The organism is Ruegeria sp. AK4 (assembly GCF_056541025.1).
Genome location: NZ_JBQFXS010000011.1, coordinates 1 through 21,206 on the forward strand (window position 1 = coordinate 1; position 21,206 = coordinate 21,206).

18 protein-coding genes are annotated in these 21,206 nt (G+C 62.9%); 3 read left to right on the forward strand and 15 right to left on the reverse strand.

Annotation, left to right across the window (positions count from 1 at the left end):
• Positions 1–98: 98 nt before the first annotated feature.
• Positions 99–1,454: a cytochrome-c peroxidase gene (locus tag ACR0EZ_RS17560; protein ID WP_480615785.1), complete on the reverse strand. Its 1,356-nt coding sequence runs from the start codon at positions 1,452–1,454 to the stop codon at positions 99–101.
• Here ACR0EZ_RS17560 and ACR0EZ_RS17565 point away from each other — a divergent pair.
• Positions 1,383–1,853 carry a tetratricopeptide repeat protein gene (locus ACR0EZ_RS17565; protein ID WP_480615523.1) on the forward strand — a complete coding sequence of 157 codons (471 nt, stop codon included), beginning with the start codon at positions 1,383–1,385 and terminating at the stop codon, positions 1,851–1,853. The genes ACR0EZ_RS17560 and ACR0EZ_RS17565 overlap by 72 nt on opposite strands.
• 30 nt (positions 1,854–1,883) lie before the next feature.
• On the opposite strand, the gene ACR0EZ_RS17570 is transcribed toward ACR0EZ_RS17565, so the two are convergent.
• From ACR0EZ_RS17570 to ACR0EZ_RS17595, 6 genes are read right to left on the reverse strand one after another with little or no spacing between them, the layout of a single operon-like run.
• Positions 1,884–2,945 (reverse strand): TRAP transporter substrate-binding protein, encoded by a 1,062-nt coding sequence (locus tag ACR0EZ_RS17570; protein WP_480615525.1) that lies wholly within the window; start codon positions 2,943–2,945, stop codon positions 1,884–1,886.
• A 25-nt stretch (positions 2,946–2,970) separates the two neighbouring features.
• Positions 2,971–4,260 (reverse strand): TRAP transporter large permease, encoded by a 1,290-nt coding sequence (locus tag ACR0EZ_RS17575; RefSeq protein ID WP_480615527.1) that lies wholly within the window; start codon positions 4,258–4,260, stop codon positions 2,971–2,973.
• Complete coding sequence (locus ACR0EZ_RS17580; RefSeq protein WP_480615529.1) at positions 4,261–4,848, reverse strand: TRAP transporter small permease; 588 nt, start codon at positions 4,846–4,848, stop codon at positions 4,261–4,263. It lies immediately after the preceding gene.
• A gap of 53 nt (positions 4,849–4,901) precedes the next feature.
• Entirely contained in the window at positions 4,902–5,417 is a 516-nt protein-coding gene (locus ACR0EZ_RS17585) for a flavin reductase family protein (protein ID WP_480615531.1), read from the reverse strand.
• Complete coding sequence (locus ACR0EZ_RS17590; protein ID WP_480615533.1) at positions 5,417–6,307, reverse strand: aldo/keto reductase; 891 nt, start codon at positions 6,305–6,307, stop codon at positions 5,417–5,419. The genes ACR0EZ_RS17585 and ACR0EZ_RS17590 overlap by 1 nt, the downstream gene beginning before the upstream one ends.
• Complete coding sequence (locus ACR0EZ_RS17595) at positions 6,307–7,461, reverse strand: LLM class flavin-dependent oxidoreductase (RefSeq protein ID WP_480615535.1); 1,155 nt, start codon at positions 7,459–7,461, stop codon at positions 6,307–6,309. Before ACR0EZ_RS17595 ends, ACR0EZ_RS17590 begins: the two co-directional genes overlap by 1 nt.
• A gap of 108 nt (positions 7,462–7,569) precedes the next feature.
• Here ACR0EZ_RS17595 and ACR0EZ_RS17600 point away from each other — a divergent pair, with 108 nt between their 5' ends.
• Both ACR0EZ_RS17600 and ACR0EZ_RS17605 read left to right on the forward strand, forming a co-directional pair.
• Entirely contained in the window at positions 7,570–8,280 is a 711-nt protein-coding gene (locus ACR0EZ_RS17600; protein WP_480615537.1) for a GntR family transcriptional regulator, read from the forward strand.
• Between the two features lie 12 nt (positions 8,281–8,292).
• A complete protein-coding gene (locus ACR0EZ_RS17605; RefSeq protein WP_480615539.1) occupies positions 8,293–9,390 on the forward strand; it encodes a Gfo/Idh/MocA family protein in 1,098 nt (365 codons plus the stop codon).
• 1 nt (position 9,391) lies between these two features.
• Here the strand turns inward: ACR0EZ_RS17605 and ACR0EZ_RS17610 are convergent, their stop codons facing one another.
• From ACR0EZ_RS17610 to ACR0EZ_RS17645, 8 genes are all read right to left on the reverse strand, one after another.
• Entirely contained in the window at positions 9,392–12,016 is a 2,625-nt protein-coding gene (locus ACR0EZ_RS17610; RefSeq protein WP_480615541.1) for a molybdopterin-dependent oxidoreductase, read from the reverse strand.
• Entirely contained in the window at positions 12,013–12,345 is a 333-nt protein-coding gene (nirD, locus tag ACR0EZ_RS17615; protein ID WP_480615543.1) for a nitrite reductase small subunit NirD, read from the reverse strand. Before nirD ends, ACR0EZ_RS17610 begins: the two co-directional genes overlap by 4 nt.
• Positions 12,342–14,774, reverse strand: a complete 2,433-nt coding sequence (gene nirB / locus ACR0EZ_RS17620; protein WP_480615545.1) for a nitrite reductase large subunit NirB — start codon at positions 14,772–14,774, stop codon at positions 12,342–12,344. Before nirB ends, nirD begins: the two co-directional genes overlap by 4 nt.
• A 6-nt stretch (positions 14,775–14,780) precedes the next feature.
• Positions 14,781–16,466, reverse strand: a complete 1,686-nt coding sequence (locus tag ACR0EZ_RS17625; protein ID WP_480615547.1) for an ABC transporter ATP-binding protein — start codon at positions 16,464–16,466, stop codon at positions 14,781–14,783.
• A 5-nt stretch (positions 16,467–16,471) separates the two neighbouring features.
• The gene (locus tag ACR0EZ_RS17630) at positions 16,472–17,557 is read right to left on the reverse strand and encodes an ABC transporter permease (protein WP_480615549.1); all 1,086 of its coding nucleotides are present in this window, start codon (positions 17,555–17,557) and stop codon (positions 16,472–16,474) included.
• Between the two features lie 89 nt (positions 17,558–17,646).
• A complete protein-coding gene (locus ACR0EZ_RS17635) occupies positions 17,647–19,014 on the reverse strand; it encodes a CmpA/NrtA family ABC transporter substrate-binding protein (protein ID WP_480615551.1) in 1,368 nt (455 codons plus the stop codon).
• A gap of 271 nt (positions 19,015–19,285) precedes the next feature.
• Positions 19,286–20,458: a CmpA/NrtA family ABC transporter substrate-binding protein gene (locus ACR0EZ_RS17640; protein ID WP_480615553.1), complete on the reverse strand. Its 1,173-nt coding sequence runs from the start codon at positions 20,456–20,458 to the stop codon at positions 19,286–19,288.
• The gene (locus ACR0EZ_RS17645; protein WP_480615555.1) at positions 20,455–21,039 is read right to left on the reverse strand and encodes an ANTAR domain-containing response regulator; all 585 of its coding nucleotides are present in this window, start codon (positions 21,037–21,039) and stop codon (positions 20,455–20,457) included. The genes ACR0EZ_RS17640 and ACR0EZ_RS17645 overlap by 4 nt, the downstream gene beginning before the upstream one ends.
• Positions 21,040–21,206: the final 167 nt, after the last annotated feature.

Below are 21,206 nucleotides of genomic sequence, written 5' to 3' on the forward strand. Positions count from 1 at the left end.
ACCGAAACCTCGTCTGCACATGCCCCCCGATGTCAGAATACGAAGACGCCGCAGAGTAAATCACAAAAACCCCGCCCGACATCGGGCGGGGTTTTTTCTTAGGGCTTGAACCCTTCGGGCACGCCGAAGGGCGGCCTGTCGATGCTGGTGCCGGTCAGGGCATGCAAAAACGCCACAAGGGCGTCGATTTCAGTGTCCGACAAGTCCAGCGGCGCGATATCGATCTTGCGCCGCTGACGCTGCATTTCGAACCGGTCATCCCACACCACGAAATCCGCCTTTTGCAACCACGAAACCTTCGGCAGCGCTGCCATATCACGGGTCCAGTGCGACAGGCTGCGTTCGGGGTTCAGGTGGTGGCGGATGATGCTGTCGAGGTCGGGAAAGGCCCCATTATGACCGTAAGGCGCGGTCAGGGCGACGTTGCGCAGCATCGGGGTGCGGAAGCGATAGGCGTCTTCTATCCGGTCGCTTTCACCCATGCGGCCAACATCGCGCACATAGGGGTCCCATTGGCGGGTGCGACCGGGGCCGAACGGGGGCAGGGCCAAAGCATGAAACTGCTGATCCGACATCAGCGGGCCGGAATGGCATGAGGCGCAGTTTGCCTTGCCGTAGAACAGGTCCATGCCGTCTTTCTGCTGCGCCGTTAGCGCGCTTTTGTCGCCCGCAAGGTATTGATCAAACGGGCTGTCGGTGCTGCGCCACTCGACGGCCATGAAGGCGGCCAGAGCATTGGCGATCTGGGTGATCGTGATGTCTTTGGCCGTTTCGATCTCATCGAAGGCTTCGACCATCGGGGGGCCGTAACGCGGATCGGTGCGGACGCGTTTGGCCAGAATGGGCCAGCCAAGATCGATCCGGTCAGCTACGGCACCGGTCACCTGATTTTCGCCGACATTTCCGGCCATCTCGAACTGCGAGGTCAGGGGAAACAGGGCCTGCGCGGCCAGCAGCGAATTCAAACCCTCGGGCAACCATTCCTGCGCTGGCGAATTGAAGCCGTTGCCATAAACATCCGATATACTCAGTCGACCATCATGGAAGACGGTATGAAGGTCGCGCGCGCCAAGGTTCCACAACCCCGGCGAATTGCGCGGGATGCGTTTGCGGATTTTGTCGGCTCCAACGCCGGGCGTGCGCTCCGGCCCCAGCCCTTGGCCACCTTCGCCGATGCCCAGCGATAACCCGTCGGACGTACCTAAATCGGGGTGGTGGCAATGGGCGCAGGCGATGTTCCGATTGCCCGACAGGATGGGATCGTAAAACAGTTGATGACCGATGGCGGCCTGTTCCCTATCAAAGGGGATAAAGTCATCATCGGTCAGCGGGCGCGGCAGGTCCTGCGCCGCCGCCGCGCCGACGAAAAGGAAAACGACCCCATGCGCCAGCTTGTATTTGCCCTTTGGCTTGTTGCGACCCCGGCGCAGGCCGAGTTGGAACAGGCCCGCGATTTGATGGAGGCGGGCGAATTCGAGGCTGCGCGCGAGGAGTTGCTGCCAGCCGCGCGGTCGGGCAATGCCGAGGCCGAGGAGTTGATCGGCGTGATGTACGGGCTGGGCCTCGGGGTCGCGCAGGACTATGAGCGAGCGTTCGAATGGTATCTGCGCGCCTCGATGAAGGGCCATCCGGGGGCGCAGTCCGGTGTCGGCTGGTACTATGAGCTGGGTCTGGGCATGCCCGCGCCCGATCTGGTGCGGGCTTACATGTGGTACACGCTCAGCGCCATTGGCGGCGACCCCGACGCGGCGATCAGCCTTGAGGAAGTGATCAGGAAAATGTCGCCGGAGCAGATCGAAAGGGCGCATGTTCTGGTCAACGACTACAAAGGGTGGATGTACCCGTTTCGCTAAGGGCCGGACGCAACGCCCGGCCCTGCCTGGTTAGTTGAGGTCTGCGTCACGCGCGGCGTTGACCTCGGCCTCGGCTGCGGCCACAGCCTCGGTCAGCGCGGCGAATATTTCATCTCCGCGGGCCACGTTGGACTGGAACCACTCGTAGACCGGTGTCGCGGCCTCTTTGAAGGCCGCTTTCTGCTCGGGCGTCGGCACATAAAGATCACCGCCGCCGGCGACGAAATCCTCATAGGCCTGAATCGCTTTGCGCTTGGGTGAGGCAAAGGTCGCTTGCTGCAGCGCATAGAACCCGTCCACCACGACGCGGCGCAGGTCCTCGGGCAGTTCCTGGAACTTGGCGTTGTTCATCCACCACATGGCGCCCATATAGGCATGCCCGTCCAGCGTCAGATACTGAAGACCTGCATCCGGGAACTTCATGCCCATGATGTCGGTGATGCCGTTCTTGGACCCTTCGACCACACCGGTCTGGAAGCTGGTGAACAGTTCCGGCCACGGGATCGGGGTTGGGGATGCGCCCAAGGCCTTGACCAGTTCCTGCGGCAGGTCGGCAACCACGGTGCGGATTTTCAGCCCTTCCATGTCGGCAGGCTCGGCGATGCGGCGCTGCGTGTTGGCGAAGTTGCGCCAGCCGCCGGTGTTGCCGATGGTCATCAGGCGGATCGCACCGCCGGAATCTTCCAGCGCCATGTCCCGCATCTTGCGGGTGAAGTCGCCCGTCAGGACCTGTTCGGCGATGCGGTCATCGGCCATCAGGTAAGGCAGGTCCAGAACCTGCACGTAGGGGAAGATGCCCGACGCGCCGCTGGAGGTTGAGATGAAGATGTCAATGGTGCCATCGGCCACGCCCTGCAGACACTCGGCCCCGTTCGAGCACAGCTGCGTGCCGATGAACAGCTCCACCTCGATCGCGCCGTTCGAAGCGGCCTCGACATAGTTCTTGAACACGATCAGGCCGTCATAATCCTCGTCGTTTTCGTTCGAGTTTGCGGTGGCCCGCAGCGTGTAATCGGCGGCTGCGGCGGCCATGGCGGACGCGGCCACCAGCGACGTGGCCACCGCTGCGGTTTTGATGAAATCTCTGAGCATGCGTTTCCTCCCTGTGATACTCAGTTCAGTTTGCAAATCCCGTTATCCTCGGGATCGTCATGGATAGTGCGGGGACATAGGTGATCAGGAAGATCACCAGAATTTCGACAGCCAGAAACGGCAGGATCGCCTTGGCAATGGTTTCCACCTTCTCGCGCGACACGGCGGCGGCCACGAACAGCACCAGCCCCATGGGCGGTGTGGCTAGGCCGACGGTCAGGTTAACGCTCATGATAATGGCGAAATGGATCGGGTCCACGCCGAGGCTGGTGAAAATCGGCGCAAGGATCGGGCCAAGGATTATGATCGCGGGGCCCGCGTCCAGGAACATGCCGACGATGAACAGCAGCAGGTTGATCAGGAACAGCAGGATCAGCGGATTTTCCGACAGGCTGAGGATCAGCGAGGCCAGCTGTTCCGGCGCGTGGCTGAGGCTGACCACCGTCTTGAACGCCATCGCCGCGCCGACCAGCAGCAGGACAACCGCCGAGGTGAGCCCGGCATTGCTGAGAATCTCGGGCACCTCTTTCAGGGTCAGCGTCCGCAGAACAAAGAAGCCGATGATGAAGGCGTAACCCACGGCGACGGCGGCGGCTTCGGTCGGGGTGAAGATGCCGCCCAGAATGCCGCCCAGAATGATTACCGGGGTCAGCAGGGGAAAGAACGCCTTGAGGCTGGCCTGACGGCGCTCGCCCCATGTGTATTTGCGGCTGGCGACGGGAAAGTCGTATTTGTCGGCCATGACCTTGATCATCAGCATCAAGCCGACGCCCACCATCACACCCGGCACGATCCCCGCAAGGAACAACGCGGCGACGCTTTCGCCCATCACATAGGCGTAGATGATCATGATGCCCGAGGGCGGGATGATCGGCCCGATCACCGAACTGGCGGCAGTGATCGCGGCGGCGAATTTGCGGGTATAGCCCTGTTTCTCCATCGCCGGGATCAGCATCGACCCCAGCGCCGAGGTGTCGGCGACCGCGGACCCGGAAAGCCCCGCGAACAGGATGGAACTCAGCACGTTCACATGCGCCAGACCGCCCCGGAAATGACCCATCAGGGCCTGAGAGAACTCGACCAGACGGATGGTGATGCCGCCGCGATTCATCAGCTCTCCGGCCAGCATGAAGAAGGGGATCGCCATCAGCGGAAAGCTGTCCATGCCGTTATAGACGTTCCGGTACAGCAGCGTGATGTCGTTGGTCTGGCCGTTCAGCCACAGCAGAATACCGGGCGCGGCCAGAAGCGCGAAGAAGACCGGCAGGCCGATCATCAGGAAGACAAGAAAGGTGGGCAGGAACCAGATCAGCATCTATTCAGCCCCCACCGGTGCGTCTGCGATTTCCGGCAGCAGGTCGCCGCCGCCCATCAGGGTGACGATGGCGCGCAGGATCAGCTCGATATTGACGGAAATCAGCAGGATCACCCCGACCAGCAAGGACGCCATCATCCAACTGCGCGGGATGCGGTACCATTCGTCAAACCCGAACGAGGTGGGGATATAGAGCGCAGCGGTGGCGAACCGGCCGCCAAATCCCGTAACCTCGGACCAGCCGATATTAACCGCGACCAGCAGCACGGCCAACGAAACGAACAGTAAAAACAGCATCAGCAATTGACCAACCACGCGCGGCAGCATCATCGGCACCATATCGATGGCCACAAATCCGCCGCGCCGGAACGCGGTGGGGGCCATCAGGCCGGTCATCCACAGCATGCAGAACCGCGCGGCCTCGTCCGGCCAGGGCAGGGCGTTGCCCAGAACGTATCGGAAGAACACCTGAATCAGGATTGCGATCACCATCAATGCAATCGCAACGACACCAACCGCGCGGCCAAAACGCAGCACGGTTTCGTTCACGAATGCAATCGGCGCGAGCGCCGACGCCAGTCCGCTCATGCGGATCCTCCCTTGTTCAGCCGCAGGTTTGGCCCGCGGTCGTCATATCGCGCTTAGGCTTTCGCGAATTGGCCGAGTTTTCCGGCATAGAAGGTCAGCGCGTCTCCGTCCGCCATGCTGACCTTGAGCACTTTGCCCACCACGATCACGTGATCGCCTGCATCGTGATAGGCGTGCTGCTCGCATTCGAACCGCGCCAGACAATCCGGCAGCAGCGGTGTTCCGTTGCCGCAGCGGTCATGGGCGATGTCCCGCAGCGCAAACGCGTCTTTCGAGCAGCCAAAACACAGTTCGGCCTGTTCCGAGGATAACACGTGAACGGTGAAATGACGCGCCTTGTGGAAATAGGGGAAGCGGCGCGAATTGCGGTCGCCCGCCCACATGATCAGAGCCGGGTCCAGCGACAGGGACGAAAAGCTGTTGGCAGTGATGCAGACCGGGCCGTCTTCGCTGTTGCAGGTGACGATGGTGACGCCGGTGGCAAAGCGGCCAAAGGCGTCGCGCAGGCTGCGGGTGTCGTCCTTATGCGGGACGAACGTGTGGCTTATGTCCTTTGAGATTGCGTTCATCATGGTACCTCATGCCCCAGCGCCGCCTCGTACAGGCGGAACCAGCTTTCGCGATCCAGGTTGACGTTCAGAGCGTCCGAGATGCCCTTGATCCGGTCCAGGGTGTTGGTGCCCAGAACCGGCAGAATGCCTGCCGGATGCGCCAGCAGAAAGGCCACGGCGACAGCGGCGCGGTCGGTGCCGAATTCAGCGGCGATCTCATCCGCCACGACGCCGACCGGCGGGCTGCCCGCCATCAGCGCGCCCCCACCCAAGGGTGACCAGGCCATGACCGGGTGGCCGTGCTGCTGGTGAAAGGCCAGATCGCCGTTGGTAAACGGAGTGATCTCGGCCAGCGAAATCTCGATCTGGTTTGTCACCAGCGGGGTCTTCATCGCCGATTGCAGCAGCGTCCAGTCCCACGGGCGGAAGTTCGACACGCCGACCGCGCGCACCTTGCCGCTGGCCACGACCTCGTCCAGTGCCGCGCCGGTTTCATGGTGATCCATGAACGGATCGGGGCGGTGGATCAGCAGCAGGTCGATATGGTCGATGGCCATCTCGGTCAGGGATGTCTCGACCGAGTGCAGAATGTGCGCGCGCGAGGTGTCGTAATATTTGACCTTCACGTCCGAATAGCGGCCACAGGGCGCGACGATGTCACATTTGGTGACGATCTCCATCTTCGCGCGCAAGCCGGGATTGGCGCGCAGGGCGTTGCCCAGAACCGCCTCGGCCCCGTAATCGCCATAGATATCGGCCTGATCGAATGTGGTGATGCCCTGATCCAGACAGGCCTGTATCTTGGCCTCGACATGGCTTGCCGAGGTGTCGCTGTCATCGCCCAGCCGCCACATGCCGTAAACAAGGCGGCTCAATTCAAGCGTGTCGTTCAGTTTCACGCGTTGCATCAGCGGCGCTCTCCGTTGCCCAGCGGGGTGGCCGGGGTCGTCTTTGGCACGCGCCCGTATTCTTCGGGCAGCGAGCAGGTTTTCAGGTTGGGCAGGACGCGCGCGCCGAAATGCCTGGCCTCGTCCATGTGCGGATAGCCCGAGAAGATGAAGGCGCGGATGCCCATCTTCTGGTAGTCCTCGATCTTGCTCATGACCTGATCGGTCGAGCCGACCAGCGCGGCGCCACAGCCCGACCGCGCCCGGCCCACACCGGTCCAGAGGCCCGGTTCGACATAGCCATATTCATCCGCCAGATCGCGGTTCTTGGCCTGATGCGCCACACCCAGCGAGGTCGCATCCAGCGCCCGCTCCCGGATTGCGCGGCCATATTCGTCATCCAGTTTGGAAACGATGTAGTCGGCATATTCCTGCGCCTCAGCCTCGGTATCGCGGACGATCATGTGCACGCGCAGGCCGTAATCCAGCGTGCGGTTGTAATTCTCGGCCACCGCGTGCACCGCCTTCATCCGTCCGGCCAACTGGTCCTTGGTTTCGGGCCACATCAGGTAGACATCGCAATGCTCGCCGCACAGTTCCAGCGCCGACGGAGAATAGCCGCCGAAGTAGAGCAGCGGCCCGCCAGTTTGATAAGGTCGTGCCGGGTCGGTGGTCAGGCCCGAGAAGGTATAAACCTCGCCGAAATGGTTGATCTCGTCCTGCGTCCAGGCCTGTTTCAGAATCTCGACCACCTCGCGCGAGCGCTGGTAGCGGAACGCGCTGTCGGCCTTTTCGCCGGGGAAGTCGGACGAGATGATGTTGACCGTCAGCCGCCCCTTCAGCATGTGATCCAGCGTGGCAATGGTGCGGGCCAGCATGATCGGCTGCATCTCGCCGCAGCGCACGGCGGCCAGCAGGTTGATCCGGTCGGTGATCGGCGCGCAGCCGGCGACAAAGCTCAGCGTGTCCTGACCGACCTGATAGGAGGATGGGCACAGGATGTTGCGAAACCCCTGCGCCTCGGCCTCGCGCACGATGCCGGAACAGTGGTCCCAGCTGGAGCGCAGATCGCCATCCGGCACGCCCAGAAACTGATAATCGTCCGAGCACAGCGCCGCGAACCAGGACACTTCGGCCGCATCCAGATCGGGGGATGTGATGGGGACGATGGTCATTTGATTCGTTCTCCGTGCATCTTTTAACTTTCCTCTTGCGTAGCAATCACTTTGATGTAGATCAATAGTGTATCAATTTTTCCTGCGACTCAGTGAAGCGCAATTCCGATGGCAATGACGCACCGCAACCCCAACGCCCTGCCGATCTATGTCCAGATCGCCGAGCTTCTGATCCGCGACATTGCAGCCGGTCGGCTGATCGATGGCGAGCGTTTGCCGCCTGAACGGGACATGGCGGCGAACCTGAAGGTCTCGGTCGGGACGTTGCGAAAATCGCTTGCCGAGCTTGAGAAAAAAGGGATGTTGGAGCGGATTCAGGGCTCGGGGAACTACATTCGCGAGACCGGAACGCAGAACAGCGTCTATGCCATGTTCCGGCTGGAACTGCCCGAGGGCGGCGGCCTGCCGCGGGCCGATATCCTGTCGGTGGATCACTTGGAAAAGCCCGCCGACTTGCCGGAATTCGGCACCTCGGACCGGGGATCGCGGGTGCGGCGGATGCGCTACCTGAATGACACAATCATCGCGGTCGAGGAAATCTGGCTGGACGCTTCCGCCGGAAAGGTCGATCGGGCGCTGCTGTCGGATTCGCTCTATCGCTATTACCAGCAGCAGCTCGGGTTCTGGATAACACGGGCCGAGGACCGGGTGTCGGTCCGCGCGTTGCCCAACTGGACCCCGCCCGGTTTCACCAAACCCGCCGGGGACCCGGCCGGGTATATCGAGCGGTTCAGCTGGTCCGAGGGGACAGAGCCGGTCGAGTTTTCCAAAACATGGTTCGACCCGGATCGGGCCACCTATGTCCAACGTCTGAAATAAAAGGAAACGCGCATGACCCGGACCATCCATTACGGGCTGATCGGATGCGGCATGATGGGGCAGGAACATCTGCACAACATCGCCTTGCTCGAGGGCACGCGGGTCTCGGCAATCTACGAGCCCGATGCCGGGATGGCCGAGACCGCGCAGGCGATTGCGCCTGAGGCGCGGATGGTCTCGTCGCTCAAAGACCTGCTGGCCGTCGAGGACCTGGACTGTATCGTGATCGCCAGCCCCAATCACCTGCATGTGGATCAGATCGACCACATCGCCCGCACACGGCCTTTGCCCTTGCTGGTGGAAAAGCCGCTGTTCACCGACCCGGCGGATGCGGCGCGGCTGGACGCAATTCAGCGCGGCTACCCCCATCCGATCTGGGTGGCGATGGAATACCGCTATATGCCGCCCATCGCCGCCCTGATCGATCAGGCGCAGGTGACGGGCGGGGTGAAGATGCTGTCGATCCGCGAACACCGCTTTCCGTTTCTGCAAAAGGTCGGCAACTGGAACCGGTTCAACCGCAACACCGGCGGGACCTTTGTTGAAAAATGCTGCCATTTCTTCGACCTCATGCGCCTGATCCTGCAATCGGACCCGGTGCGGGTCACCGCCAGCGGCGGGCAGGCGGTCAATCATCTGGATGAAGCCTACGGCGGTCAGGTGCCCGACATTCTGGACCACGGCTATGTCACGGTCGATTTCGCTTCGGGCGCGCTGGCGATGCTGGAACTGTGCATGTTCGCGGAAGGATCGCGCTATCAGGAGGAAATCTCGGCCATCGGCCCGAACGCCAAGATCGAGGCGCTGGTACCCGGACCGGGCCGGTTCTGGCCCGATCATCTGGGCGACGCGCCGGTGCCGCAACTGATCGTCAGCCCGCGCGACCCGAAAGGGCCGGTGTCCAGGGATATCCCCGTCGATCCGCAGCTTTTGGCGGCGGGGGATCACAATGGCTCGACCTTTTATCAGCATCAGGGGTTTCTGGCCGTTCTGCGGGGCGAGAGGCCCGCGCCCGAGGTGACGTTGCAGGATGGCATCTGGGCCGTGCGCATGGGATTGGCGGCGCAAGAAGCGCTGGAGACCGGCGAAGCGGTTCGATTCTCCGGCTAGATTACTCGGCGGCCTCTTTTTGCTGCGCGGATGCCAGCAATGCGGCCAGTTCCGGGCGGCACGATCCGCAATTGGTTCCGGCCTGCAACGCCTCGCCTATGGCCTCGACGCTGAGCAGCCCTTTGGTTTCGATTGCGGTCAGGATGGTGTTCACACCCACATCGAAACACGAACACAGGACCGGGCCGGGATCGGGCATGTCCGCGGGCGCGCGGCCTGACAGCAGATCGGGGCCCTGCGGCAGCGTCGCCAGATAGTCGCGCATCACCGCTACGGGCTCGGGCGAGACAAAGAGGGCGGCGACCAGCCGTCCGTTGTCGCGAAAGGCCAGCCGGGCCATGCCGCGCGCCGGGTCCTCGAGGGCGCTGATTTCGGCATCCGGCAGTCCAAACAGATCGCGCGCCGCCGCCTGCCAGTTTTTGACCGCGTCCACCCCGGCCAGTTCCGCCCGGTAGCCGGATTTGGTGGGTGTCTGCGCCCAGTAGTCGCAGGTGGGCGTCATCTCGCGATCCGATACCGCGAACCCGTACCATTTGGCGTTGAAGCGGGTCACGCTCACCACCGAGGCCTTGCTCTCCGGCTGGCCCGAGACGGGGTCCGTCGCAGCGGCAACGACGGCATCGATACGCGCAGAGGGGGCGGTTTCTCCGGTCCAGTGGATCGGGGCAAAGACCTGACCCTTGGTGACATCGCTGGTGATCCGAGCGCGCAGGATCGCATTGCCATACGGGCTGGAGACCTTGACCAGATCAGCGGGGCTTATGTGGGCCGTGCGCGCGTCTTCGGGGTGGATGTCCAGAAACGGCTCGGGCAGATGGGCGGACAGGCGCGCCGACAGTCCGGTGCGGGTCATCGTGTGCCACTGATCGCGCAGCCGTCCGGTGTTCAGCCAGAACGGAAAGCGCGGTCCGGTTTTCGCGGCGGGTGGCCGCCATTTGACCGGCAACAGCCGCGCCTTGCAGTCCGGGTGGTAGAACTGCCCATCCGCAAAAAAGCGCCCGCCCTGCCGGGTTGCGGTGACGGGCCAGCGGGTAGGTTCCAGATTTTCGTAACCGGCGGCATTCAGATCAGCCAAACCGGAGATATCGAAATCCCGCCCGAACTTTGCGGCCACACCGGACAGGGCGGCGTATTCGTGGAAAATCTCGCCGGGCGATTGGTAGTCGAAGGCGGATGCCCAGCCCATCCGCCGCCCGACCTCGGCCAGAATCGCCCAGTCCGCGCGGGCCCGCCCCGGAGGGGGCAATACCGCGCGCTGGCGGCTGATGGTGCGGTCGGAATTGGTGACGGTGCCGTCTTTCTCGGCCCACCCGGCGGCGGGCAGCAGCACGTCCGCCAACCGCGCCGTATCGGTGCGGGCGGTGATGTCCGAGACAACGGTGAACGGGCAGGCGGCGATGGCGTTGCGCACGGCGTCGGCCTCGGGCATCGAGACTGCGGGGTTGGTGTGGATCACCCACAGCGCCTTGATCCGCCCGTCTCCGACAGCGCGGAACATGTCTACCGCTTTCAGGCCAGGGGCTTCGGGCATCGCGGGGGCCGACCAGAAATCGCGCACCGCGGCGCGGTGGTCGGCGTTCTCGATATCCAGATGGCAGGCGAGCATATTGGCCAGCCCGCCAACCTCGCGCCCGCCCATGGCGTTGGGCTGGCCGGTGACCGACAGCGGCCCGCAGCCCGGTTTGCCAATGCGCCCGGTGGCCAGATGGCAGTTCAGGATCGCGTTGACCTTGTCGCTGCCCGAGGTCGACTGGTTCACGCCCTGACTGAAGATCGTCACGACCTTTTTGGTGCCTATCCACATCTCGCAGAAGGCGGCGATATCGTCCGGGTTCAGGCCCGTGACCGAAACATCATCGGTTTTTGCGCTTTCCAGCGCGTCGGAGAAGCCGTTTGTGTGGGTGAGGTATTCCGCATCCACCAGCCCGGCGGTCTCGATCCGGGTCAGCAGGTGGTTGAACAGCGCCAAATCGCTGCCCGCCGCCAGCGGCAGGTGCAGATCGGCGCGGTCGCAGGAGGCGGTGCGGCGCGGGTCGATCACGATGATCTTTTTCCCGCCCGCCTGCCGCGCGGCCATCAGGCGTTGGTACAGAACCGGATGGCACCAGGCCAGGTTTGAGCCAACCAGAACCACCAGATCGGCTTGGTCCAGATCCTCGTAGGTGCCCGGCACGGTGTCGGTACCGAACGCGCGCTTGTGGCCCGCGACGGTCGAGGCCATGCAAAGCCTTGAATTCGTGTCGATATTGGCCGAACCGATGAAGCCCTTCATCAGCTTGTTGGCGACATAGTAATCCTCGGTCAGCAACTGCCCCGAGACGTAGAAGGCCACCGAATCCGGCCCGTGTTTGGCGATGGTTGCGCGGAACCGATCCGCGACCAGTTGGAGGGCATCGTCCCAGCCAGTCTCTACGCCGGAAACCACGGGCGCCAGCAGCCGCTGCGACAGGCCCACGGTTTCGGCCAATGCCGACCCTTTGGAACACAGCCGCCCTTGATTGGCCGGGTGATCGGGATCGCCAGTGACGGTCAGGCCACCCGCGCCGTCCGGTGTCAGCAGAACACCGCAGCCAACCCCGCAATAGGGGCAGGTCGAGCGGGTGGCGCAGGCGGTCAGGTCTTTCACGCGGCGCTCCTTTGCCCCAGCGAGGTGCTGTCCAGCAGGATGCGTTCGCCGTCCAGCTGCACCGGATAGGTGGCGATCCGGCCCTCATCCGCGCCCTGCGCCTGACCGGAATTCAGGTCGAACACCCAATTGTGCAGCGGACAGGTGACGGATTGGCCATGCACGATCCCTTCTGAAAGCGGCCCGCCCTTGTGCGGGCAGCGGTCCGAGGCGGCAAAGACTTCATCCTCGGAGGTCCGAAACAGAGCGATGCAGCCCACCGGCGTTTTCACCACCCGCGCGCCGCGCAGGGGGATGTCGTCGATATGTCCGATGTCGATCCAGCTCATTCTGCGGCCTCCAGTGTCAGATCGGCCAGCGGCGCAAAACGCGGGGCCTCTTTGGCCTGCTCGGCCCATGGGTCTTTGCGATAGATGGATTGGCTGAGTTCAAAGCGTTCAACCAGCGCCCGGCGGTTGTCCAGATCGTCCACCACGGTCCGCTTGATCCAGTCGAGGCCGACCTTCCCCATCCATTTATACAGACGGTCCAGATACTTGCCGCCCTCGCGATAGGCCTGGGTGACGGCCATCACGACCTCGATGGCTTCGTCCTCGGTTGGCACCTGCACCAGCAGTTCGGTTTCCTTGACATCCATGCCCGCTGCGCCGCCGATGCTGATCTGAAAGCCCGAATCCACGCAGACCACGCCAATATCCTTGCAGGTCGCCTCGGCACAGTTGCGCGGGCAGCCCGAGACCGCCAGCTTCAGCTTGTGCGGGGTCCACGAGCCCCAGAGGATTTTTTCCAGCTTCACGCCAAGACCGGTGCTGTCCTGCGTGCCGAACCGGCAATGATCGGTGCCGACGCAGGTTTTGACCGTGCGCAGACCCTTGGAATAGGCGTGCCCCGAGACCAGCCCGGCCTTGTTCAGATCGGACCAGATATAGGGCAGGTCAGCCCCCTTCACGCCCAGCAGGTCGATCCTCTGACCGCCGGTGACCTTGACCGTGGGCACATCGTATTTCTCGGCCGCGTCGGCAATGGCGCGCAACTCCGTCGGGTTGGTGATGCCGCCCCACATGCGGGGCACGACGCTGAACGTGCCGTCCTTCTGGATGTTGGCGTGTTTGCGTTCGTTGACGAAACGGCTTTGCGGATCGTCCTGATATTCAACCGGCCAGTCGGCCAGCAGATAGTAGTTCACCGCCGGGCGGCAGACATGACAGCCGTTCAGGGTTTTCCAGCCCAGTTCCTGCCAGACGGCCTCCTGACTTTTCAGTTCCTGCGATTTGATCAGGCGGCGCACGTCCTCGTGGGTCAGGTCGCAGCAACCGCAGATCGGTTGCGCTGTAGGCATCTGGAAGTCATCGCCCAGCGTGACCTGCAGCAGTTGCTCGACCAGCCCGGTGCAGGTTCCGCAGGAGGCGCTGGCCTTGGTGGTTGCGCGGATCGCGCCCAGGTCGGTTGCACTGCCTTCGATGGCTGCGGTGATGTCGGATTTGCACACGCCGTTGCAGCCACAGATTTCCGCCTCAGGCGGCAATGCTGCAACGGCTGAGAGAGGGTCCGCAGAACCGCCCCCCTGATAGGCCGGGCCGAAGATCAGCGTTTCGCGCATGTCCGAGACATCCTCGCCGTCGCGGATCAGGCCGAAGAACCAGTTGCTGTCGCCAGTGTCGCCATACATGACCGCGCCGACCAGCCTGTCGCCTTCCAGCACCAGCCGTTTGTAGACGCCACGGGCGGGGTCGCGGAAGACAATGTCCTCGCGGGTCTCTCCCTCGGCGAAGTCGCCTGCACTGAACAGGTCACAGCCGGTGACCTTCAGCTTGGTCGACAGCGAGCGCTGCTTGAACGCGGCAGGTTCGCCCAGCAGGGTCTGTGCCAGCACTTTCGCCTGATCATAAAGCGGCGCAACAAGGCCAAACACCTCACCCTGATGTTCGACACATTCGCCAACGGCAAAGATATCGGCGTCTGAGGTGATCATCTGATCGTCCACATGGATGCCGCGCCCGACGGCAAGCCCCGTGTCCTGTGCCAATGCGGTGTTGGGGCGGATGCCCACAGCCATCACCAACAGGTCGCAGGGCAGTTCAGTACCATCGTCCAGCAGCAGCGCACGGGCCTTGCCAGCCTTGCCCACGATCTCGGTCGATTTGGCATTCAGCAGGACGGTGATGCCTTTTTCTTCCAGCGATTTCTTCAGCAGGTAACCGGCGGCAGGGTCCAGCTGACGTTCCATCAGGTGGCCCATGATGTGCACCACGGTCACATCGGCCCCGCGCGCGGCCATGCCTGCGGCGGCTTCGAGCCCCAGCAAACCGCCGCCGATCACGACGACCTTGCTGCCCGCGTCCATGCGCATCATCCGTTCGGTATCTTCCAGATCGCGATAGGCGATCACGCCGTCCAGATCATGGCCCGGCATCGGGATCATGAAGGGGTTGGACCCGGTGCCGAAGATCAGCTTGTCATAGGGGACATGACCGTTTTCGCCCTCGACCACTTTCAGCTCGCGGTCGATCTTGACCACTTTCTCTCCAAACCGGCAGGTGATGCCACGCGCGGCATACCAGGCGGCGTCATGGGTGATGATCTCTTCATAAGTCTGATCCCCGGCCAGAACCGGGCTCAGCATGATGCGGTTGTAATTCCCGCGCGGCTCGGCGTTGAACAGGGTGATGTCGAACGCATCGGGGGCGGCGTCGGTCAGGTGTTCCAGCACCCGGCCCGAGGCCATACCGGCACCGATGACCACAAGTCTTTGTTTCATATCAGGTCACTCCGCAGCAATGGCTTTGGGGGAAGGGGTTTTGGGCTTGGGTTTGGCGCCATGCTCGTATTCCTCGAGGAAATCCAACACCTCTTGCCGGTAGGCGTAGTAGTCGGGATGGGCCAGCAGCGCCTTGCGGCTGCGCGGGCGCGGCAGGTCGACATGGGTGATTTTGCCGATCGTCGCCTGCGGGCCGTTGGTCATCATCACCACCCGGTCGGCCAGCAGGATCGCCTCATCCACGTCGTGGGTGACGCAGATGGTGGTCACTTTGGTGCGCGACCAGACCTCCATCAGCACTTCCTGCAATTCCCACCGGGTCAGGCTGTCGAGCATCCCGAAAGGTTCATCCAGCAGCAGCAGTTTCGGAGACAGCGCAAAGGCCCGCGCAATGCCAACCCGCTGGCGCATGCCGTTCGACATATCGGCGGCGGATTTGTCCATCGCGTCGGCCAGACCGACCCGTTCCAGATAGTATTCCACCACGTCCTGCCGTTCGGCCTGACTGGCGCGAGGGTAGACGCGGTCCACCCCGACCGAGACATTCTCTTTCGCGGTCAGCCACGGGAACAGCGAAGGCGACTGGAACACCACGGCGCGTTCCGGGTCGGCGCCTTCGATATGGCGGCCGTCCAGCTTGATCGCGCCTTTCGAGATGTCGTTCAGACCGGCGGCCATGGTCAGCACGGTGGACTTGCCGCAGCCCGAGTGGCCGATCAGCGAGATGAACTCGCCCCGGTTCAGTTTCAGGTTGAAATCCTCGACCACGGTCAGCGGGCCTTTGGGCGTGGGATAGACCTTGTGCAACTGGCTGAAATCGAGATAGCGCTCGTCGATCAGACCTGTCTGAGCCTCTTTCACCGCCGCCGGAACCCCGTGGATCGGTGTCACGTCCGGCAGGGTACGGGTGCCTTCGACCCGGGCCTCGATCCCCACATCCATCAGGTATTTCGTGACTTCACCGCGCAGGGTCTTGAACGTCTCGTCATGGTTCATCGCCGAGCGGTCGCGCGGGCGGGGGATTGCGACCCTGAACTCGGTGCCCAGCGTGCCATCCGGGTTCAGCGGGATGATGCGGTCGGCCAGCAGGATCGCCTCGTCCACGTCATTGGTGATCAGGACGCAGGTTTTGCGGTTCTCTTCCCAGATCCTTTCGATCTCTTCCGCCAGATTGCCACGGGTCAGCGCGTCCAGCGCCGACAGGGGTTCGTCCAGCAGCAGAACCTCGGGGTCCATTGCCAAGGCGCGGGCCACGTTCACCCGTTGCCGCATTCCGCCCGACAACTCAGCCGGGCGGCGGGTGGCGGCGTGGCTCAGGCCAACCATGCGGATGTAATGGGCAATCTTTTGCTCTTTTTCAGCCTTGGGCATCTTGGGAAAGACCGCATCCACGGCCAGCCGCACATTGCCCGTCACCGTCAGCCACGGCATCAAGGAGTAGTTCTGGAAGATAACCCCCCGTTCCGGCGCCGGGCCGGTGATCGAGGCGTCGCGGAAGGTGACGCTGCCCTTGGTGGGAAACTCGATCCCCGCCATCAGGTTGATCAGCGTGGTCTTGCCGGTGCCGGAAAAGCCCAGCAGCACCACGAACTCACCTTCCTGAACCGAGAGGTTGATGTCTTTCAGCACATCCGTCGCAGCGGTGCCGGTGCCGAAGGATTTGCTGACATTCTTGAAGTCGATCACAGCCATATCGGTCACCGGTTGTTCGAGAAGGTGAACAGGGATTGCAGCGCATACATCACGCGGTCCAGCAGGAAGCCGATGATGCCAATGGTGAAGACAGCCACCATGATCTTGGCCAGCGAACTGGAGGAGCCGTTCTGGAACTCATCCCAGACGAACTTGCCCAGACCGGGGTTCTGCGCCAGCATCTCAGCCGCGATCAGAACCATCCAGCCGACACCCAAACTCAGGCGCAGACCGGTGAAGATCAGCGGCAGGGCCGAGGGCAGCACCAGCTTGGTGATCTTGGTGTAGGTGTTCATTTTCAGAACCTTCGAGACGTTGACCAGATCCTTGTCGATCGATGCCACACCCAGAGAGGTGTTGATCAGCGTCGGCCACAGCGAACACAGCGTCACGGTGATGGCGGAAATCAGGAAGGATTTCGCGAACCAGCCGTCATTGGTGACGTACACGGCCGAGACGATCATGGTCACAATCGGCAGCCAGGCCAGCGGCGAGACCGGTTTGAAAATCTGGATCAGCGGGTTCAGCGCCGCATTTGCGGTGGGCGACAGGCCCGCCATGATGCCCAGCGGAACGGCCACGATGGTGGCGATCAGAAAGCCGAAAAAGACGGTTTTGATCGAGGTCCAGATCTGGTTGTAGTAACTCGGCGCGCCGGTATAGGCGACTTCCTTCACCTTTTCGGGCTGGCCTGCGTCGATGAACTTCTGGTTACGCTTTTCGACCATCGCCTCGAACTTGGCCTTCTTGGCGGCCTTGGCTTGTGCGTCTTCGTGCAGGCTGACGGCCTCGGCCCAGACCTGCGCCGGTCCGGGCACCGCACCCAGCGAGGTCTGCACCTTGGGGGCCAGCGTGCCCCACAGCAGCAGAAAGGCGCAGATGGCCAGCAGCGGCACGGCCAGCAGACGCCAGATTTCGCCCATCTGGGCGCGGGGGTTGTCGCCTGCGGTGGCCTTCAGAACAGGGGTGATCCAGGCCAGGCCCAGCACCTGAAACCATTTGTCGGCGGCGTTGATCCGGGTGAACAGGCGGGCGCGGCGGGCCTCGCGTTCGGCGTCCGTGGATAGCGTATCGTGGTCGATGGCTGTCATCTTGCGATCTCCTGAGCCGGCTTGATCCGGGCGGGTGGAATTCTGTATCGGGTGGGAAACCCCGGCCACGCAGGGCCGGGGAGAGGGACCTAGCCCTGCACTTCGGAGCCGATGACGACCTGCTCGCCTTTCAGGCCAATCGGCAGGCTTTGCAGATAGGCGTTGGGCTGGCGGGCGTCATAGGGAATGCCGTCGATGATATCCTCGGCGGGTGTCGGGGCCTTGTAGCCATCGCTGTCCCACGGGAAATCGGCCTTGTTCGCCAGACCTTCGTCCACAAGCATCTGTGCGGCGTCCAGATAGATGTCGGGGCGATAGACGGACTTGGCGACCTCATCGTACCACGCATCCGTCTGTGGCTCGGCGATTTGGCCCCAGCGGCGCATCTGGGTCAGGTACCAGATGGCGTCGGAATAGAACGGATAGGTCGCGTTGTAGCGGAAGAACACGTTGAAATCGGGCACCTCGCGCTTGTCGCCTTTTTCATATTCGAAGGTGCCGGTCATCGAGTTCGCGATCACGTCGTAATCGGCGCCCACATATTCCGGCTGGCTCAGGATTTCGACCGCGGCGGGGCGGTTGGCATTGTCATTCTCGTCCAGCCAGATGGCAGCGCGGATCAGCGCCTTGGTGACGGCGCGGGTGGTGTTGGGATATTCCTCGGCGAACTCGGCGGTGATGCCAAAGACTTTCTCGGGGTTGTTCTTCCACAGTTCATAATCGGTGATCACCGGCACGCCGATGCCCTTGAACACCGCCTGCTGGTTCCATGGCTCGCCGACGCAATAGCCATAGATCGTGCCTGCCTCCAGGGTCGCGGGCATCTGTGGCGGCGGGGTCACCGACAGGAACACATCCGCGCCGATCTGGCCGGTCACGTCTTCGGGGCTGTAATAGCCCGGATGCAGACCACCAGCCGCCAGCCAGTAGCGCAGTTCGTAATTGTGGGTCGAGACCGGAAAGACCATGCCCATGTTGAACGGCTTGCCTTCGGATTTGTACTTCTCGACCACCGGGGCCAGCGCCTCAGCGCTAATGGGATGCTGCGGGCGGCCATCGTCCAGTTTCGGGATGTTCGGCTTCATCTCTTCCCAGACCTCGTTCGACACGGTGATGCCATTGCCGTTCAGGTCCATCGAGAAGGGGGTGACGATATGCGCCTCGGTGCCATAGCCGATGGTCGCCGCCAGAGGCTGCCCGGCCAGCATATGCGCGCCATCCAGTTGGCCGTCGATCACGCCGTCCAGCAGAACCTTCCAGTTGGCCTGCGCTTCCAGTGTCACGAACAGGCCTTCATCCAGAAAATAGCCGTTCTCATAGGCCACCGCCAAAGGGGCCATGTCGGTCAGTTTGATGAACCCAAAGGTCAGCTCGTCCTTTTCCAGCTCCTGCGTCTCGGCAAGGGCCGGGCTGATCAGGGCGGTGGTGGCGACAAGGCCTGCAATCAATCGCGTCATGTGGGTCTGTCCCTTTCTTGGTCCCGGTCGATCCGGGAATGAAAAACAAAAAGCCGCTGCACGCTCTGACCGGAAGGAGGAGGTCAGAGAGTGAGCGGCTTTGCTCGGTCGTTCCCAGTCTTTGGGAGAATTTCGGGCGGCACACGCCATTGCGTGCCAACATCGACAGGGTGCAAAACGGCGCGGCTCGGATCAAGCGGTTTTGCTGCGGCGCGGCGTAAATTTCTGCGTTTGCACTGCGGCCTGCATCGAGACGCCTAATTCTTGGGCATCAGATGTCCTGCGGATCAAAAATGCGCCCGTCCAGGAACGCGTCCCGTTTCAGGGAAAGCTGCCCGTTCTGCGAGGCGACAGGCGTTGTGTCCCGAATCGCGCCTTCCAGTTTTTCGGACGCGCCGGGCAGATCGGCACCGATATCGGCCAGTTGATTGCGGTAGATATCGCTGCGAAACACGCCGCCCGCCTGCGCCAGCGCCAGATGCGGGTCCAGATCGTACCGGGCGGCCAGCCTGTGGGCGATCCACTTGGCCTGACTGCGCCAGGGGAAATTCGCCGCCCCGTCGTGAAACTCGACAAAACCCGGCACCTCGCGCTGCTCGGCATGGCCCGAGATGGTGAACCGCCCTGACAGCGCCCGGTCGATCAGTTCCGAGGGCAGGTTCAGATAGGTGTCGCGCGCAAGGATTTCGGCAGCGGCAATGTGGCTGCCCGGCTGGCCCAGCCAACGCCCCGCGCGCCAGACGGCCCGCATCAGCTTGCCCAGCAGGTGCGGTTCGGTCTCTGCCCATTCGGTACGCACGGCCAGGACCTTTTCCGGCGCAAAGGCCCAGATCGCTTGACCGGGCAGCAACAGCGCCCCGGCCTGCGATTCCACCGCGACCGAGCCCCAGGGTTCGCCGACGCAGAACGCATCCACATCGCCCTCGGCCAGCGCCTGCGCCATCAGCGGCGGCGGGATGGTGCGAACCTCGACGCCCGTGCCGGACAGGTCCGTGGCCTCGAGCCAGCAATGCAACAATTCCACATGCAGGGAAAACGGGAAGGGCACCCCGAATACCAAAGGCCGATCCGCGACCGTGGCCAGCGCGGCTGCGGCTTTGAACGGATCGCGAAAGTCGAACTCGTATCCGGTATCGCGCAGGCGGGTTTCCAGCGCCCGGCTGACGCCGATCACATCGCCGTTCATCGACAGGACAGAGACGGCGGACAAGGGCTGCGTCACCCCGCCCAACCCCAAAGCCATCGCCACCGGCACGGGTGACAGCAGATGCGCCGCATCCACGCGGCCAAAGGCCAGCATGTCGCGCACCGATGACCACGAGGGCGCGGCGATCAGGTCCAGTTCGACCCCTTCGGCGCGGGCCAGCCCCATCTCATGCGCGATGATCAGCGGCGCGGCATCGACCAATGGGACATAGGCAACAGGCAGCGTCACCGTATTCATGACAGCAACCCGGATGCTGTGACCAGCGACTCGGCCACGTCGGCCACGCGCCGCCCCTGATCCATCGCGGCCTTGCGCAGCAGGGCATAAGCCTCTTCTTCCTCGATCCCGCGGGCCTTCATCAGCAGGCCCTTGGCGCGGTCGATCACTTTGCGCTCTTCCAGCGCGCGTTTGGTCTCGGCCAGTTCGCGGCGCATCTGGCGCACGATCTGGAACCGCGCGATGGCGGCATCCAGCACCGGTTTCAGCCGGTCGGGCTGCATCCCGTCGACGACATAGGCGGACAGGCCGGCCTCGATCGCGGTCGAGGCCAGATCGCCGGCGGCGGCGGAGACGAACATCGCCACGGGCCGCTCCAACGGCCCCGAGGCCAGCGTCAGCTCTTCCAGCATGTCGCGTGTGGGGTTGTCGATATCGATCAGCACCACATCCGGCACCACCGCCGCAATCCTGCGGGCAAGGCTCGAGACATTGCCGATCACATGCACATCGTATGAACCGGACGCGTTGAGGGCGTCGACAATTGCGATGGCGCGTTCCCGGTCTTCTTCAACAACGACAATGGTCAGAGTGTCAGGCATGGCCTTGTTTTGGCCGGGCCATTGCCGGGATCGCAAGGGTTGCGGGGCTATTCCGCTCGGGCCCTGTTGCGACTGCCTAAAAAACAGTCAAACGACCTGCCCGGCTTGTCAGGGCGCGGCACATCTTTCGCCTATCGGAAACGCGCGACCGCGATTTCTGCGCAAAG

Excerpts from the sequence above, each read along its gene's own strand:
- ACR0EZ_RS17565 (WP_480615523.1), top strand. The coding sequence starts at position 1,383 with ATGCGCCAGCTTGTATTTGCCCTTTGGCTTGTTGCGACCCCGGCGCAG.
- ACR0EZ_RS17570 (WP_480615525.1), bottom strand. The coding sequence starts at position 2,945 with ATGCTCAGAGATTTCATCAAAACCGCAGCGGTGGCCACGTCGCTGGTG.
- ACR0EZ_RS17575 (WP_480615527.1), bottom strand. The coding sequence starts at position 4,260 with ATGCTGATCTGGTTCCTGCCCACCTTTCTTGTCTTCCTGATGATCGGC.
- ACR0EZ_RS17580 (WP_480615529.1), bottom strand. The coding sequence starts at position 4,848 with ATGAGCGGACTGGCGTCGGCGCTCGCGCCGATTGCATTCGTGAACGAA.
- ACR0EZ_RS17585 (WP_480615531.1), bottom strand. The coding sequence starts at position 5,417 with ATGAACGCAATCTCAAAGGACATAAGCCACACGTTCGTCCCGCATAAG.
- ACR0EZ_RS17590 (WP_480615533.1), bottom strand. The coding sequence starts at position 6,307 with ATGCAACGCGTGAAACTGAACGACACGCTTGAATTGAGCCGCCTTGTT.
- ACR0EZ_RS17595 (WP_480615535.1), bottom strand. The coding sequence starts at position 7,461 with ATGACCATCGTCCCCATCACATCCCCCGATCTGGATGCGGCCGAAGTG.
- ACR0EZ_RS17600 (WP_480615537.1), top strand. The coding sequence starts at position 7,570 with ATGGCAATGACGCACCGCAACCCCAACGCCCTGCCGATCTATGTCCAG.
- ACR0EZ_RS17605 (WP_480615539.1), top strand. The coding sequence starts at position 8,293 with ATGACCCGGACCATCCATTACGGGCTGATCGGATGCGGCATGATGGGG.
- nirD (WP_480615543.1), bottom strand. The coding sequence starts at position 12,345 with ATGAGCTGGATCGACATCGGACATATCGACGACATCCCCCTGCGCGGC.
- nirB (WP_480615545.1), bottom strand. The coding sequence starts at position 14,774 with ATGAAACAAAGACTTGTGGTCATCGGTGCCGGTATGGCCTCGGGCCGG.
- ACR0EZ_RS17625 (WP_480615547.1), bottom strand. The coding sequence starts at position 16,466 with ATGGCTGTGATCGACTTCAAGAATGTCAGCAAATCCTTCGGCACCGGC.
- ACR0EZ_RS17630 (WP_480615549.1), bottom strand. The coding sequence starts at position 17,557 with ATGACAGCCATCGACCACGATACGCTATCCACGGACGCCGAACGCGAG.
- ACR0EZ_RS17635 (WP_480615551.1), bottom strand. The coding sequence starts at position 19,014 with ATGACGCGATTGATTGCAGGCCTTGTCGCCACCACCGCCCTGATCAGC.
- ACR0EZ_RS17640 (WP_480615553.1), bottom strand. The coding sequence starts at position 20,458 with ATGAATACGGTGACGCTGCCTGTTGCCTATGTCCCATTGGTCGATGCC.
- ACR0EZ_RS17645 (WP_480615555.1), bottom strand. The coding sequence starts at position 21,039 with ATGCCTGACACTCTGACCATTGTCGTTGTTGAAGAAGACCGGGAACGC.